Below are 14,523 nucleotides of genomic sequence, written 5' to 3' on the forward strand. Positions count from 1 at the left end.
GCGCGGGTCAGCCCTGCAGGGTGCGCACCCCGACCTCGCCCTCTTCCCGGGACCGGATCGCCGCGACCGCCGCAATCGAGCCGGCCGCAGTGGTGAAATACGGGATCCGGTCGTACAGCGCGACCGAGCGGATGTCGCGCGAATCGGCGATCGCCTGCGCGCCCTCGGTGGTGTTCAGCACCATCGCCACGTCGCCGTTCTTGAGCCGGTCGACGATGTTCGGCCGGCCCTCGTAGACCTTGTTGACCAGCTCGGCCTCGACCCCCGCGGCGCGCAGGAACTCGGCCGTGCCCTGGGTGGCGATCAGGGTGAAGCCCATCTCGACCAGATCGCGGGCGGCGGCGGCCATCTCGGGCGTCTTGTCGTCGTCCTTGATCGACAGGAACACCCGCCCAGATTCGGGCAGATGCGTGCCGGCGCCCATCTGCGCCTTGAGGAAGGCGCGCGGGAAGTTGCGGTCCCAGCCCATTACCTCGCCGGTCGAGCGCATTTCCGGGCCCAGCAGCGTGTCGACGCCGGGGAAACGGGCAAAGGGCAGCACCGCTTCCTTGACCGAAAACCACGGCGTCACCGGGTCGGCCAGGGTCAGCGGATCGGCGAAGGGCAGCGGATCGTCGGGGCCGAGCCCGGCGGGGTAGGGGGCGCGGGTCGGGAAAGCCGACAGCGGCTCACCCGCCATCAGCCGCGCGGCGATAGAGGCGATGGCGCTGTCGGTTGCCTTGGCGACAAAGGGCACGGTGCGCGAGGCGCGCGGGTTCACCTCGAGCACGTAGATATCGCCGTTCTTGATCGCGAACTGCACGTTCATCAGCCCGACCACGTTCAGCGCCCGCGCCATCTTTTCGGTCTGGGACTTCAGCTCCTTAAGCGTGGCAGCGCTGAGCGTATGGGGGGGCAGGGAACAGGCGCTGTCGCCGGAATGGACGCCGGCTTCCTCGATATGCTCCATGATTCCAGCGACATGGACGTTGTTGCCGTCGCAGAGCGCGTCCACGTCGACCTCGATCGCGCCCGACAGGTAGCTGTCCAGAAGCACCGGATTCTTGCCGGAAACCTGCACCGCGGTGGTGATGTAGCGGTTCAGGTGGTCCATGTCGCGCACGATCTCCATCGCGCGGCCGCCCAGTACGTAAGAGGGGCGGATGACCAGCGGGAAGCCAACCTGCGCCGCGATCTCGCGCGCCTGTTCGGGGCTCGAGGCGATGCCGTTGACCGGCTGCTTCAGCCCCAGATCCTGCAGCAGCTTCTGGAAGCGCTCGCGGTCCTCGGCCAGGTCGATGGCGTCAGGCGAGGTGCCCAGGATCGGGATCCCTTCGGCCTCGAGCGCATTGGCGAGTTTCAGCGGCGTCTGCCCGCCGAACTGCACGATCACCCCGTGCAGCGTGCCGTTTTCCTGCTCGACCCGCAGGATTTCCAGCACATGTTCCAGGGTCAGCGGCTCGAAATACAGCCTGTCCGAGGTGTCGTAGTCGGTCGACACGGTCTCCGGGTTGCAGTTCACCATGATGGTTTCATAGCCGACGTCGGTCAGCGCGAAACAGGCGTGGCAGCAGCAGTAATCGAACTCGATCCCCTGGCCGATGCGGTTGGGGCCGCCGCCGAGGATCACCACCTTCTTGCGGTCCGAGGGCCGGGCCTCGTCCTCGACCTCGCCCATCGCCGGGGCCTCGTAGGTCGAATACATATAGGGGGTCTGCGCCTCGAACTCGGCAGCGCAGGTGTCGATGCGCTTGAACACCGGCAGCACGCCGGTGGCGCGGCGGGCCCGGCGGATGTCGGTTTCGCTGCGCCCGGTCAGCGCGGCGATGCGCGCGTCCGAGAACCCCATCATCTTGATGCGGCGCAGCCCGGCGGCGTCCGTGGGCAGGCCCGAGGCGCGGATCCCGGCCTCGGCCTCGACGATCTCGCGGATGCGGGCCAGGAACCACGGGTCGAAACTGGTGACGCGCTGGATGTCCTCGTCGGTCAGCCCGTCGCGCATGGCCTGGGCGATGACGCGCAACCGGTCGGGGGTCTGCCGCGACAACGCCTTGATATAGGCGGGTTTTCCCTGCTCGGCCGCGCCCTCGATCTCGATCTCGTCCAGGCCCGTCAGCCCGCTTTCCATCGAACACAGCGCCTTTTGCAGCGATTCGTGGAAGCTGCGGCCGATCGCCATCACCTCGCCCACCGATTTCATCGCCGTGGTCAGGTCGGGCTTGGAGCCAGGGAATTTCTCGAAGGCAAAGCGCGGGATCTTGGTCACCACATAGTCGATCGAGGGCTCGAAACTGGCCGGGGTCACCCGGGTGATGTCGTTGTCGAGCTCGTCCAGCGTATAGCCGACCGCGAGTTTCGCGGCGATCTTGGCGATCGGGAACCCCGTCGCCTTGGAGGCGAGCGCCGACGAGCGGCTGACCCGCGGGTTCATCTCGATCACCACCATGCGGCCGGTTGCCGGGTCCACCGCGAACTGCACGTTCGAGCCGCCGGTCTCGACCCCGATCTCGCGCAGCACCGCGATCGAGGCGCTGCGCATCCGCTGGTATTCGCGATCGCTCAGCGTCAGCGCCGGGGCGACGGTGATCGAATCGCCGGTGTGGACCCCCATCGGGTCGATATTCTCGATCGAGCAGATGATGATGGCGTTGTCGGCCTTGTCGCGGACGACCTCCATCTCGAACTCTTTCCAGCCGAGCAGGCTTTCGTCGATCAGTACCTGTGCGACAGGGCTGGCGTCGAGCCCGGACCGCACGATGGCGCGATAGTCGTCGCGGTTATAGGCGACGCCGCCGCCGGTACCGCCCAGGGTGAACGCGGGTCGGATGATGGCCGGCAGCCCGATCTCGTCCAGCTTTTCCATGGCCAGGGCGACGCCGGCGTTGATGTCGAACTTGCCGCTGGCGGCCTTGGGGGCGGTGATGATGGTGGCGCGGGGGTTCTCAAGTCCGATCCGCTCCATCGCCTCGCGGAACTGGGCGCGGTCTTCGGCCTTTTCGATGGCGGCACGCTGGGCGCCGATCATCTCGACCCCGTATTTCTTCAGCACGCCCATGTCGTCCAGCGCCAGCGCGGTGTTCAGCGCGGTCTGGCCGCCCATGGTCGGCAGCAGCGCGTCGGGCCGCTCGGTCGCGATGATCTTTTCGACGACTTCGGGGGTGATCGGCTCGATATAGGTCGCATCGGCCATCCCCGGGTCGGTCATGATCGTCGCCGGGTTCGAGTTGACCAGGATGACCCGGTAACCTTCCTCGCGCAGCGCCTTGCAGGCCTGGGCGCCGGAATAATCGAACTCGCAGGCCTGTCCGATGACGATGGGTCCGGCGCCGATGATGAGGATCGAGGAAATATCGGTTCTCTTCGGCATGGGGTCCCCTGGCGATCGCGGTGTCCAAATCGCCCGGGGTTATAGAGACCGACAACGGTTCTGCAAGGGCGGGCGCGCGTCCGGCCGGGGTGGACGATGCGTAAAATTGTTGAATCCGCAATGGCTGCGAGGGTGAAGGGGATGGATTTCCTGGAGGCTTTTCCTTTTGTTCCTGGGGGTTGCCATGGGCCAGCGTCGTATTTCGGCCATATCGTGCAGGCGGCTTTGGAAACTGATCGTCGCCGCGCGCCCGGGGCATCATCGCAACTCGCGCAAGGCCGTCACCTCGCTCTCCAGCGCGGTTGCGCCGCCGTGCAAGGAGAGCCGCGCCCCTTCCGTCGTCAGCTCGGCGCCGGTGACACGGGTGAAGGCACCGACCGCGCTGGTCGCCAGAATCTCGTCGCCGCGATAGCTCACCAGCTTGAAGCTGTAGGTTCCGGCGGGCAGCGGCCCGTCCTCGGTCCGCCCCATCCAGTCGATCTCGCCGCTGCCCAAGCCGATGTCCTCGCGCATGATCTCGCGGCCGCGGGGGTCCAGCGTGACCAGCTCGACCCGGTCCGCGCCCTGATCCGGCTGGATGTCGAGAGTGATCGGGGTGCCGTCGAAGGCAACCGGGGCGGTGGTCCGCACCTCACGGCCGATCCAGTCGGCAAGCGCGGCCAGGCCGCCGCTGCGCTCGCCCGCCAATTGCTCCAGCAGCTGGTTCGTCCTGACCTGCTGCTCGACCCCCGAAAACGTCGCAAGCTGGACGGCGAAGTCCGAGCCCTCCATCGGGTTCAGCGGGTCCTGATGCTTGATCTGCGTGGTCAGCATCTTGAGAAAGGTCTGGAAATCGCCGCCGGCGAAGCTTGCCGCCTGCGCAGTGGCATCCTTGCCCGCGGTCGGCGTGACGGCGGGGGGGCTTGGGGTGGTTGCAGCGATGGAACTGGTCATGGGGCTTCCCTAAAAGCGAATATCGAGCCGCCCGAGCGCAACCGGCCGCGCCGTCTCGGCTGCAAGGAGGGATGGAATGCAGCCGGGACTTTCGGCCGCCGGCTGACGGGGCATCTGTGGCGGGTTGTCACGCCGATTGGCGGAATCGTCCTGCCGCAGATCCTCGAGTCGGGCGTCGGGCATCCCGTTTTCCCGCAGATCCCGCAGCAGCTGGTCGCTGTGGCGGCGAATCAGCTCGAGCGTCTCGGGGCGTTCGACCAGCAGCGCCAGGCGACCGGGGTTTCCGTCCTCGCCCAGCAGCACCGTCACCCGCCCCAGCTCGACCGGATCGAGCGTGATCTCAACCTGTCCCGAGCTGGTGCGCACGATGGCGTCGGCGATCTGTCGGTGCGGTTCGGCCAGCGGCGGCAGGCGGAGGGTAGAGGGCTGGTCCACGGAAGCAGCGGCGGTGTCGCGCGCAAGCGGTGCCGCTGATGCACCGGGCATGTCGGGATCGGCCGGTGCCTGGAACGCCTGGCCCGCCGCATCTCGGGGCACTGCCGTGCCTGCCGTGCCCGTGGCCTCCGCCGTGGTGCTGTCGGGGGCATCGTGCGGCGGCGCCTCTGGCGCGGTGATTTCCGCGAGTTTCGCCGCATCGGCCGGATCGGGCGCGGCTTTCCCGGTATCCGGACTGCCAGGCGCCGTTCCGGCGGCGCCGGACGCGCGCAACGTGGCGAGTTCAGAAGGCGGTGCCGGATGCGACCTGGAGGTGACCAGAACGCCTTCCCCCTCGGTCACTTCCGCAGCTGAAACGGCCCGCAGCTCTGTCTGGGCCAACGGCGCTTCTGCCGGTGGCAGAGTCCATTGAGACGGACCGGGCAGCGGGGATGGCGTCTCGGGCACAGCAATCGGCGCCGCCGGGAGGATGTCGGTTTCGACAAGAACACCTTCCTCCTGCGGCGCTTCCGTCCCGGCCGTTGAAACTTCGCCCGCTTCGTCCCCCGCTGCGTCGTGCAGAGCGGACGAATCGGCAGGATCCTTCTGGAGCCGGGATGCCGCGGCAGCGCCGGATTCCCCGGCTGCCGTGGCCGCCTGATGCCCGCCGCCAGTTGCTGTTCGCGCCATCCATTCCCCGAAATCGGCGCCGCCGCGGTCCCGGGCCGGCTCCCGTCCCGTCACCATCCCCGGCCGGGGCGCAGTCATTTGAGCAGGGATACTGAGTGCCGGCATGGCTCGCCCTTTGAGAATCACTTTCCTCTGTTTTATTCGCTTCTCGTTACCAAATATTTACCGCCGCCCGATATTGAACAAAGCACAGCAATTTAATCGGAGGTGTTTCGGTGAAGATCCAGATGATGACTCCCAGGCCGCTGCCGCCTGCGCCCTCCAGCGGCGACCGGCTGGAGACGGCATTCCTGACCGAGATGCTGAAGATCGCCATGCCGGACCAAAGCGGGACGCCCTTCCACGGCGGGGCGGGCGAATCGCAATTCGCGTCGTTCATGGTCGAACAGCACGCCGCGGCGATTGCGGCGCGGATCGACCTGCGGCTCGATTCGCGGCTGGAGGTGGCGCCATGACCGAGCCGATCCGGATTCTGGACGCGGCCTGCCAGGCCATGGTTGCCGGTGATTCGGCCGCTTGCGAAAGGCTGCTCGAGCGATTCCGGGCCCAAGTCGAGCGCGAGCCCCTCGACCCGGAGACCCGCGCCGCCTGCGCCCGCGAACTCGAGCGGTTGAAGGGGCTGGCCGCGGCTGCCGCAGACGGGCTTGACGCCTCGCGCGACTGGCTGCGCGAATTGTCGGCCGTGCTGGGCGGGCTGGACGTTTATGACCGGGCCGGGCGGCAGCGGGTCAGCACCGGCCTTCCCGCCCGCGCGCAGCGATTTTGATAAAATGCGCCGGATTCCGGCTTTGGCGCCGACGCTGAAGTTCACTATTCCTTAGGGGTCGCCGTCGTAAAAGGTGATTGCGTCAAGTCGACGCCGGGTAATTCCCGCTGGTCAGAAAGGCCGAAACCCATGAAACCCGGGTGGATATAATTCGCCCGGAAATACCGGAGGATATAATGTCCAGCATTCTGACCAACAACAGCGCAATGGTTGCGCTGCAGACCCTTCGCGGCATCAACTCGAACCTGGCCAAGACCCAGGACGAGATCTCGACCGGCAAATCGATCGCTTCCGCCAAGGACAATGCCGCCGTCTGGGCGATCACCAAGACGATGGAGGCCGATGTCGACAGCTTCAAGTCCGTCGGCGACAGCCTGGCCCTGGGGCAGTCGACCGTCGGCGTGGCGCGTGCCGCGTCCGAGTCGGTGACCGACCTGCTGAAAGAGATGAAGCAGCTGATCATCTCGGCGCAGGAAGAAAACGTCGATCGTACCAAGATCCAGACGGATCTGACCGCGATGGCCACGGAAATCGGCTCGATCATCAGCGCCGCGCAGTTCAACGGCCTGAACCTGGTCAACAACAGCGAGACCGCGGCGGTGAACGTCCTGGCCTCGCTCGACCGGGCCTCGGACGGGACGGTGACCACCGCCAACATCGCGATCACGCCCCAGAACCTGACGGCGGTGCAGACGGCGGTGGCGGCCTACGACGTCAGCACCGCAGCCGGCGCGGCCACGGCACTGGCGGGGATCGAGACCCAGCTTCAGACCTCGATCACCGCCGCCGCCAACTTCGGCTCGGTTGCCAAGCGGATCGAGATCCAGTCGGATTTCGTCAAGAAGCTGTCGGACGCGATGACCTCGGGCATCGGCGCGCTGGTCGACGCCGACATGGAGGAAGCCTCGGCGCGCCTGCAGGCGCTGCAGGTCCAGCAGCAGCTGGCAACGCAGTCGCTGTCGATCGCCAACCAGGCGCCGCAGACCCTGCTGTCGCTGTTCCGCGGCTAATGAGCTGATCCGGGGCCCTTCGGGGCCCCGGAACCCCCGACCTCGTCCCCATTCCATCGAAAGGACCGGACTTGAACGCACAGGTTCCCGTCGGCTACGCGGCAACCGCCCTGGCCGATTCCGACCCCCGCCGGGCCGAGGCGCTTATCCTCTCGCGCCTTGCCGCGGGCATGATCCAGGCTTCCGAGCGTGGCAGAAGCGGCTTTGCGCTGCTGGCGGCTGCGGTCCATGAAAACCGCCGCTTCTGGCGGGCCGCGGCGCAGGACCTGGCCGGCGACGGCAACGGGCTGCCGCAGGGCCTGCGCGCGCAGCTTCTGTCCCTGGCGCAATTTGTGGAACGCGAAACCGGCCGGGTGCTGGACGGCAGCGGCGATGCCGGCGCGCTGATCGAGATCAACCGCTTGATTGCGCGGGGACTTTTCGAGCAGCCGGGTTGACGCATCGGACGGCTGCGCCCCATCCCGCCCGAGCGTCGGGCAGATCCTGTCGGTCCAATGATATTGGCCGCCCTGCGGCCGGAGCGGAACATCACATGAGCGGACTCATCCTGAAACTCGCGCCGAATGAGCGCGTGCTGATCAATGGCGCCGTCATCGAGAACGGGGACCGGCGCTGCAAGATCTCGATCAAGACTCCCAATGCCAATATCCTGCGGCTGAAGGAGGCGATCCACCCCGACAACGTCTCCACTCCCGTGGCGCGGGTCTGCTACGACGCGCAGCTGATGCTGTCGGGCGACGTGGACGAAATCCGGGGGCGCCGCAATCTGCTGCGCGGAATCGAGCAGCTGTCGCAGGTCTTCGACGACCGTGACAGCCGGCTGGCCCTGAGCAGTGCCACCGCCGATGTGATCGACGGCAATGTCTACCGCGCGCTTCGCCAGCTGCGCAGCCTGTTGCCGCGGGAGGCGCGATTGTTCGCGCATCTGTCATGAGCTTCCAGCCGGTCGTCGGGCAGGGCGGTTATGCGGGGTGGCGGCTGCTGCAGCGCACCGGCGATCTGCAGCGATCGCTGGTGGCGCGAGAACCTGCCGTCGCCCGCGACGTCGCCTACGTCCGTGAACGGCTGGGCAGCACCGGGACTGCCGAGGCGCTGGTGGCGGATTACCGGCTGCGTAACGCCGCGCTGAGCGCCTTTGGCCTCGAGGACGACATCAACAACCGCTTCTTCATCCGCAAGGTGCTCGAATCGGACCTGAGCGATCCCAAGAGCCTTGCCAACCGCCTTGGGGACAAGCGCTATCTGGCCCTCGCCCAGGCTTTCGGCTTCGGTTCCGGTGCGGGGCCGGACCAGCAGCTGGCCAATGAAGTCGCCGAGCGCCATGTCGCCGCCGAGTTGGAGCGGCGGGTGGGGACCGTCGACGGCAATCTGCGCCTGGCGATGAACGCGCAGAGGGAACTGGCCAAGATCGGCGACTCTGCAGCCTCGGACAATATCCGCTGGTACAACATCCTGGGCTCGGCGCCGCTGCGGAAGGTGATCGAGGGGGCGCTGGGCCTGACCTCTGATTTCACCAATTTCCCGGTGGAAAAGCAGCTCGAGCAGTTGAAGCAGCGTACCGCCGGGATGTTCGGCTCTGGCTCGCCCTCCGTCTTTGCCGAGCCGGCGAATCTGGAAAAGATCATCCAGAGATTCCTGATCCGTGCCGAGACAGTCAGCCCGGCGCAATCTTCCTACAACGCGGCGCTGCTGTTGCTGTCGAACGCCGGCCGGTCGGCTACGGGCCTGCCCGGCTACCGTTACGGCTGAAGCGGGAAGGGAAAGGGCTGTGCGACGCGGAGCTTTCTCGGGGCGCGCTTGGCAGAACTGCGCGGAAAATGAGGACTTGCCCGGAGGTATCCCGTCCGACAGCTCGTGCATTAGCGCAGAGTGAGCGAGGGCACCGGCAAGCGCAGTCGTGATGGACCGCAGCGGCACGGGCGGCGGTCAACCAGGGAAGGCTCCAACGGTTCCGTGGCGCGTGCAGCGGCGGTGAGCGGGGCGGCGGTGAGCGAGGCACAGCGGTGCTTCCGAAATGGGCGCTACGGCACCGGTCCCAAGGTATCGGACAAGAAGGTGCAGCGGTACTGCCGGAATTTGCGTTACGGTAATGGGCCGAGAGCATCGAGCAGAGCGCGCAGCGGCACTGCCGGAAAAGCGCAGCACTGCCGGAATGGGCGCTACGGCACTGGTTCGAAGGCATCGAGCAAAAGGCGCAGCGGCACCGCCACAAGGATACCGCCTAGGATCAAGGGTACCGTCACAAGGATAGAGCGGCATCGCCCGACGAACCACCGCGCCCAGACAGCGGGCGTGCACGGGACACCCGCCCAGCCCGGCCCCCCCCCCGTCAGGACAGCAGCGCACCCAAGGCGGTGCCGGCGGACAGCAGCGCGACTGCCACCAGCCACAGCGGCGGGCGGCGGTCCACGACTACCGGCAGCGGCTGCGGGCGGGACAGGTGGTCCATCTGCCGGTCCACGATCTCGGGCAGCAGGGGCCCGTGCCGCCCCAGTGCCTCGAGCACGCGCAGACCGTCGCGCAGCAGCGCGCGGGGGCCGATGTTGCTGCGGATATAGGTCTCGACCACCGGCCGCGCTGTCGCCCAGATGTTGATCTGCGGGTCCAGCGTGCGGGTCACGCCCTCGACCACCACCATGGTCCGCTGCAGCAGGATCAGCTCGGTCCGCGTGGCCATGCCGAAACGCTCGGTCACCTCGAACAGATAGGCCAGCAGGTTGGCCATCGAAATGCGGCTGGCATCGGCGTCGAAGATCGGCTCGCCCACCGCCCGCAGGGCGCGCGCGAACTGGGCGATGTTGCGGTCCGAGGGCACATAGCCCGCCTCGAAATGCACCCGCGCGACGCGGTGATAGTCGCGCTGGATGAAGCCATAGAGGATTTCGGCATAGACCCGGCGGGTGTATTCGTCGATCTCGCCCATGATGCCGAAGTCAAAGGCGACGATGTCGCCGTTCGCCGCCACCCGCAGGTTGCCCTGGTGCATGTCGGCGTGGAAGAATCCGTCGCGCAGCGCGTGGGACAGGAACAGCTGCAGCAGCCGCGCGGCGATGCGGCTGGTGTCGTGGCCCGCGGCCCGGATCGCGGCGACGTCCGACATCGGGATGCCCTCGGCCCAGTCGCTGGTCAGCACGCGGCGGCTGCTCAGGTCCCAATGCGGGCGGGGGACGGCGAATTCTTCGTCCCCCCGAGTGTTCTCGGCGAACTCGGAGGCCGAGGCAGCCTCGAGCCGCAGGTCCAGCTCGCCCAGCACCACCGATTCGAAATGCCCCACCACGTCCAGCGGCCGCAGCCGCCGCGAGGACGGCGACAGGAACTCGATCAGCGAGGCCGCCAGGTGGAAGGCGTCGAGATCGCGGCGGAAATCGGCCAGGATGCCGGGGCGCAGCACCTTGACCGCCACCTCGGCGCCGCTGTCCGCCCGCCGCGCCCGGTGCACCTGGGCGATCGAGGCCGCCGCCACCGGCGGGGAAAACTCGGAAAACAGCGCCGCCACCGGTGCGCCCAGATCCTGCTCGATCTGGGCGCGGGCGATCTCGTCGGGGAACGGCGGCAGCCGGTCCTGCAGCATCCGCAGATGCCCGGCCATTTCCACCCCCACCACATCGGGCCGGGTCGAAAGGATCTGGCCGAACTTGATATAGGCCGGCCCCAGCGCGGTCAGCGCCCGGGTGATCGGCGGCAGGTCGGGGTCGCCGCGATAGCCCAGCCAGGCAAAGGGCCAGCCCAGCAGCCGCGCCGCCGCCCGCACCCGCGCGGGCGCATTCATCGCGTCGAGCGCCGCCCCCATGGCGCCGGTGCGCTGGAATGTCGCGCCGGTGCGGATCAGCCGCCAGATGTTGTGAGGTCCCCGCATTCAGAGCTTCCAGCCCGAATGCAGCGCCGCGATTCCCATGGACAGGTTGCGATACTGCACCCGCTCGAACCCGGCGTCGCGGATCATGGCGGCAAAGGTCTGCTGGTCGGGGAAGCGGCGGATCGATTCGACCAGATACTGGTAGCTGTCGCGGTCCTGCGCCACCAGCTGCCCCAGCGGCGGGATCACGTTGAAGGAATAGCGGTCATAGGCCCATTGCAGCGCCGGCACCGGGATCTGCGAGAACTCCAGCACCATCAGCCGGCCGCCGGGCCTGAGCACGCGATGGGCCTCGGCCAGCGCGTCGGGGATGCGGGTGACGTTGCGGATGCCGAAGCTGATCGTGTAGCGGTCGAAGCTGGCATCGGCAAAGGGCAGGGCCATGGCGTCGCCCGTCACCCAGGCCAGCCGGTCGGCCAGCCGCCCGGCCTCGGCGCGCTTGCGCCCCTCGACCAGCATCGATTCGGTCATGTCGCAGACGGTGACCCGCGCCCCCGGTGCGCGGCCCAGAAAGCGAAAGGCGATGTCGCCGGTCCCACCCGCCACGTCCAGCAGATGCTGGCCCGACTGCGGCGCCAGCCAGTCCATCATCGCGTTCTTCCAGATCCGGTGGATGCCGACGCTCATCAGGTCGTTCATCACGTCGTATTTCGAGGCGACGCGGGAAAACACCCCGTGCACCAGCCCGGCCTTTTCATCCTCTGCGACCTGCCGGAAGCCGAAATGGGTTTGATTACGCGCCTTGTCGTTCATAGGTCTGCCATCCAGGGTCGCCGGTCCGGGCGGCACCATGCAGCGGAAAGCCGGGAAATGCCAGAACTGCCAGAGGTGGAAACCGTGCGCCGCGGCCTCGAGCCGCATCTGACCGGCCACAGGCTGGTGCGGGTGGACCAGCGCCGCCCCGACCTGCGCTGGCCGATGCCGCCGGATCTGGTGCAGGTGCTGACCGGCGCGCGGGTGGAAGGGCTTCGGCGGCGGTCGAAATACATCCTGATCGACCTTGACCGCGATGCGGCGATGCTGCTGCATCTGGGCATGTCCGGCCGCATCCGGGTCGAAGGCGGGATCCTGGGCGGGTTCCACCACGACGCCAGCCTGCGCGCGCAGCACGACCATCTGGTGCTGACCACGGATGCGGGCGTCACCGTGACGCTGAACGACGCGCGCCGCTTCGGTGCGGTGGATCTGGTGCGCCCGGGGCAGGATCACCCGCTGCTGGCCGGGCTGGGGCCGGAACCGCTGGGCGAGGACTTCACCCCCGGCGTGCTGGCCGCGGCGTTTGCGGGGCGCAAGGCGCCGGTGAAATCGCTGCTGCTGGACCAGCGCATCGTCGCCGGGCTGGGCAATATCTATGTGTGCGAGGCGCTGTTTCGCGCCGGCATCCACCCCGCGCGCCACGGTGGCGCGCTTGCCGCGGACGAGATCGCGGCGCTGTGGGGCCATATCCGCGACGTGCTGGCCGAGGCGATCGTGGCCGGCGGCTCCTCGCTGCGCGACCACCGGCAGGCGTCGGGAGAGATGGGGTATTTCCAGCACGAGTTCCGCGTCTACGGGCGCGAGGGCGGGGCCTGCCCGACCCCGGGCTGCGGCGGCGTGATCGCCCGGATTGCGCAGTCGGGCCGGTCGAGCTGGTTCTGCCCGCAGTGCCAGCGCTGACCCCCTGTGCAGCGGCCCCTGCGCTGGCGCGGCATCGACCGGCTGGCACGCGGGCGTGAGCTTTGGTAACAAGCGCGCGACGCCGCCTAACCCAAGGGACAGTTTCGCATGGCCTATCAGACCCTGATCGTCGAGAACAACGACCGAGTCGCCCTGATCCGGTTGAACCGGCCCGAGGCGCTGAACGCGCTCAGCGGTGAACTGATTTCCGAGCTGGCGGCGGCGGTGACGGCGGCGGATGCCGACCCGGCGATTCGCTGCATCGTGCTGACCGGCAGCGAGAAAGCCTTTGCCGCCGGCGCCGACATCAAGGAAATGGCGGCGAAATCCTACGTGGACGTGCTGACCGGCGACCTGTTCGGCCCCGAGATCGAGCGGATCAACCGCGTTCGCAAGCCGATCATCGCCGCGGTCGCGGGCTATGCGCTGGGTGGCGGCTGCGAGCTGGCGATGATGTGCGACTTCATCATCTGCGCGGAAAACGCCAAGTTCGGCCAGCCCGAGATCAATCTGGGCGTGATCGCCGGCATCGGCGGCACCCAGCGCCTGACCCGTTTCGTCGGCAAGTCCAAGGCGATGGACATGAACCTGACCGGCCGTTTCATGGACGCGGCCGAGGCCGAGCGTTCGGGCCTGGTCAGCCGCGTGGTCCCGGTCGACAAGCTGGTGGATGAGGCGATGGCGGCGGCGCGCAAGATCGCCTCGAAATCCGCCGTGGCTACCATGGTCGCCAAGGAAGCGGTGAACCGCAGCTATGAGACCACCCTGCGCGAGGGGCTGCTGTACGAGCGCCGCGCCTTCCACGCGCTGTTCGCGACCGAGGACCAGAAGGAAGGGATGAGCGCCTTTGCCGAAAAGCGCGAAGCGCAGTTCCGCGACCGCTGAGCGGGCTTTCCTTTCGGCGCGGGCTGGTCTATAGGCCCCGCTGACATGCGCGTGGGCCCGCTTAGGCAAGAATCAGCACCGCTCCTTTTGGGGCGGTTTGCCGGGTCTTTTGCGCACAGACACAACCGCAACAGACCGACAGAGAAAACGAACACCCATGGCCAATACCCCCCAGTCCCAGAAACGCGCCCGTCAGACCGAGCGCCGCACCGCCGTCAACAAGGCCCGCCGCTCGCGCATCCGCACCTTCCTGCGCAAGGTCGAGGAAGCGATCGCCGGCGGTGACGCGCAGGTCGCGGCCGAGGCGCTGCGGGCGGCGCAGCCGGAGCTGATGCGGGGCGTGACCAAGGGCGTGGTCCACAAGAACACCGCCGCGCGCAAGATGTCGCGGCTGTCGGCCCGCGTGAAGGCGATGACCACCGCCTGATTCAGCCCCTCTGCGGCCCCGGATTTCCGGCCCTTTCGAGGGGTCGGAAGCACCGGAATATCCAGCACGCCCCGGTTGTTCCGGGGCGTTTTTCATGGGGCTTTCCGTCCTGTGGAAGCCGTCCAAATTCCTGTAAAAACTGGAAAATCACCCATCTGCCACAGTCGCGCAGATTCGGGGCGCAAAGGTGCTGTCAAGCGCATAGTTCGGTTGCAGCCCCGCTGCGCTTGCCGCTAGCCTTGTCGCAGCGATTCACTCGCGACAGGGGGCGATCACCCGGACAGGCCATTTCGCCGCGTCCGGGCAGGCGCCAGCCGCAACGTTCCGGCTGCCACCGGGCCGTCGCGGCGCGCCGCAGGTCGATCCGGCTGCCACCGGACCGGCCGACCCGGGAACAGACCGACGGGGCCGCAAGGCCCGGCTCGCGCCCCGCAGCCCGGGGCGCGCGTGGGTGCCCTGTTCCGTTCGTCCCCTGCCGCGGGCGGCATCGCATGTCCTGCCGATGCAACGGCGGGAACCGGGGACAGAAGGGACAAGTCG

The 14,523-nt window shown here is 67.7% G+C and carries 14 protein-coding genes; 9 read left to right on the forward strand and 5 right to left on the reverse strand.

Features of this window, described 5'->3' with window-relative positions; translation table 11 throughout:
• Positions 1-7 precede the first annotated feature (7 nt).
• The 3 genes from carB to RSP45_RS16190 form a co-directional block, all read right to left on the reverse strand.
• Complete coding sequence (gene carB, locus RSP45_RS16180; protein WP_415392723.1) at positions 8-3,346, reverse strand: carbamoyl-phosphate synthase large subunit; 3,339 nt, start codon at positions 3,344-3,346, stop codon at positions 8-10.
• A 258-nt stretch (positions 3,347-3,604) separates the two neighbouring features.
• Complete coding sequence (locus RSP45_RS16185) at positions 3,605-4,279, reverse strand: flagellar hook capping FlgD N-terminal domain-containing protein (protein ID WP_415392724.1); 675 nt, start codon at positions 4,277-4,279, stop codon at positions 3,605-3,607.
• A gap of 9 nt (positions 4,280-4,288) precedes the next feature.
• Positions 4,289-5,383, reverse strand: coding sequence for a flagellar hook-length control protein FliK (locus tag RSP45_RS16190; protein WP_415392725.1), 1,095 nt, complete (start codon positions 5,381-5,383; stop codon positions 4,289-4,291).
• Positions 5,384-5,610: 227 nt separating this feature from the next.
• On the opposite strand from RSP45_RS16190, the gene RSP45_RS16195 reads away from it, so the two are divergent.
• From RSP45_RS16195 to RSP45_RS16220, 6 genes are all read left to right on the forward strand, one after another.
• Positions 5,611-5,838, forward strand: coding sequence for a hypothetical protein (locus tag RSP45_RS16195; protein ID WP_415392726.1), 228 nt, complete (start codon positions 5,611-5,613; stop codon positions 5,836-5,838).
• Complete coding sequence (locus RSP45_RS16200) at positions 5,835-6,149, forward strand: hypothetical protein (protein ID WP_415392727.1); 315 nt, start codon at positions 5,835-5,837, stop codon at positions 6,147-6,149. Before RSP45_RS16195 ends, RSP45_RS16200 begins: the two co-directional genes overlap by 4 nt.
• A 176-nt stretch (positions 6,150-6,325) precedes the next feature.
• Positions 6,326-7,159 (forward strand): flagellin, encoded by an 834-nt coding sequence (locus tag RSP45_RS16205; RefSeq protein WP_415392728.1) that lies wholly within the window; start codon positions 6,326-6,328, stop codon positions 7,157-7,159.
• Between the two features lie 71 nt (positions 7,160-7,230).
• Positions 7,231-7,596, forward strand: a complete 366-nt coding sequence (locus RSP45_RS16210) for a flagellar biosynthesis regulator FlaF (RefSeq protein WP_415392729.1) — start codon at positions 7,231-7,233, stop codon at positions 7,594-7,596.
• Positions 7,597-7,691: 95 nt separating this feature from the next.
• A complete protein-coding gene (flbT, locus tag RSP45_RS16215) occupies positions 7,692-8,093 on the forward strand; it encodes a flagellar biosynthesis repressor FlbT (RefSeq protein ID WP_415392730.1) in 402 nt (133 codons plus the stop codon).
• The gene (locus tag RSP45_RS16220) at positions 8,090-8,908 is read left to right on the forward strand and encodes a DUF1217 domain-containing protein (RefSeq protein WP_415392731.1); all 819 of its coding nucleotides are present in this window, start codon (positions 8,090-8,092) and stop codon (positions 8,906-8,908) included. Before flbT ends, RSP45_RS16220 begins: the two co-directional genes overlap by 4 nt.
• 580 nt (positions 8,909-9,488) lie before the next feature.
• Here the strand turns inward: RSP45_RS16220 and ubiB are convergent.
• Positions 9,489-11,015: a 2-polyprenylphenol 6-hydroxylase gene (ubiB, locus tag RSP45_RS16225; protein WP_415392732.1), complete on the reverse strand. Its 1,527-nt coding sequence runs from the start codon at positions 11,013-11,015 to the stop codon at positions 9,489-9,491.
• On the reverse strand, positions 11,016-11,768 hold the full coding sequence (ubiE, locus tag RSP45_RS16230) for a bifunctional demethylmenaquinone methyltransferase/2-methoxy-6-polyprenyl-1,4-benzoquinol methylase UbiE (protein ID WP_073064540.1): 753 nt from the start codon (positions 11,766-11,768) through the stop codon (positions 11,016-11,018).
• 57 nt (positions 11,769-11,825) lie between these two features.
• Here ubiE and mutM point away from each other — a divergent pair, with 57 nt between their 5' ends.
• The 3 genes from mutM to rpsT all read left to right on the forward strand — a co-directional run bounded on the left by mutM (position 11,826) and on the right by rpsT (position 13,983).
• Positions 11,826-12,671 (forward strand): bifunctional DNA-formamidopyrimidine glycosylase/DNA-(apurinic or apyrimidinic site) lyase, encoded by an 846-nt coding sequence (gene mutM / locus RSP45_RS16235; protein ID WP_415392733.1) that lies wholly within the window; start codon positions 11,826-11,828, stop codon positions 12,669-12,671.
• A gap of 108 nt (positions 12,672-12,779) precedes the next feature.
• Positions 12,780-13,556 carry an enoyl-CoA hydratase gene (locus tag RSP45_RS16240; protein ID WP_073064546.1) on the forward strand — a complete coding sequence of 259 codons (777 nt, stop codon included), beginning with the start codon at positions 12,780-12,782 and terminating at the stop codon, positions 13,554-13,556.
• Positions 13,557-13,713: 157 nt separating this feature from the next.
• Positions 13,714-13,983, forward strand: a complete 270-nt coding sequence (gene rpsT / locus RSP45_RS16245) for a 30S ribosomal protein S20 (RefSeq protein WP_073064549.1) — start codon at positions 13,714-13,716, stop codon at positions 13,981-13,983.
• Positions 13,984-14,523: the final 540 nt, after the last annotated feature.

The organism is Paracoccus sp. SJTW-4 (assembly GCF_047716885.1).
In the GTDB taxonomy this organism is placed as follows: Bacteria; Pseudomonadota; Alphaproteobacteria; order Rhodobacterales; family Rhodobacteraceae; genus Paracoccus; species Paracoccus solventivorans.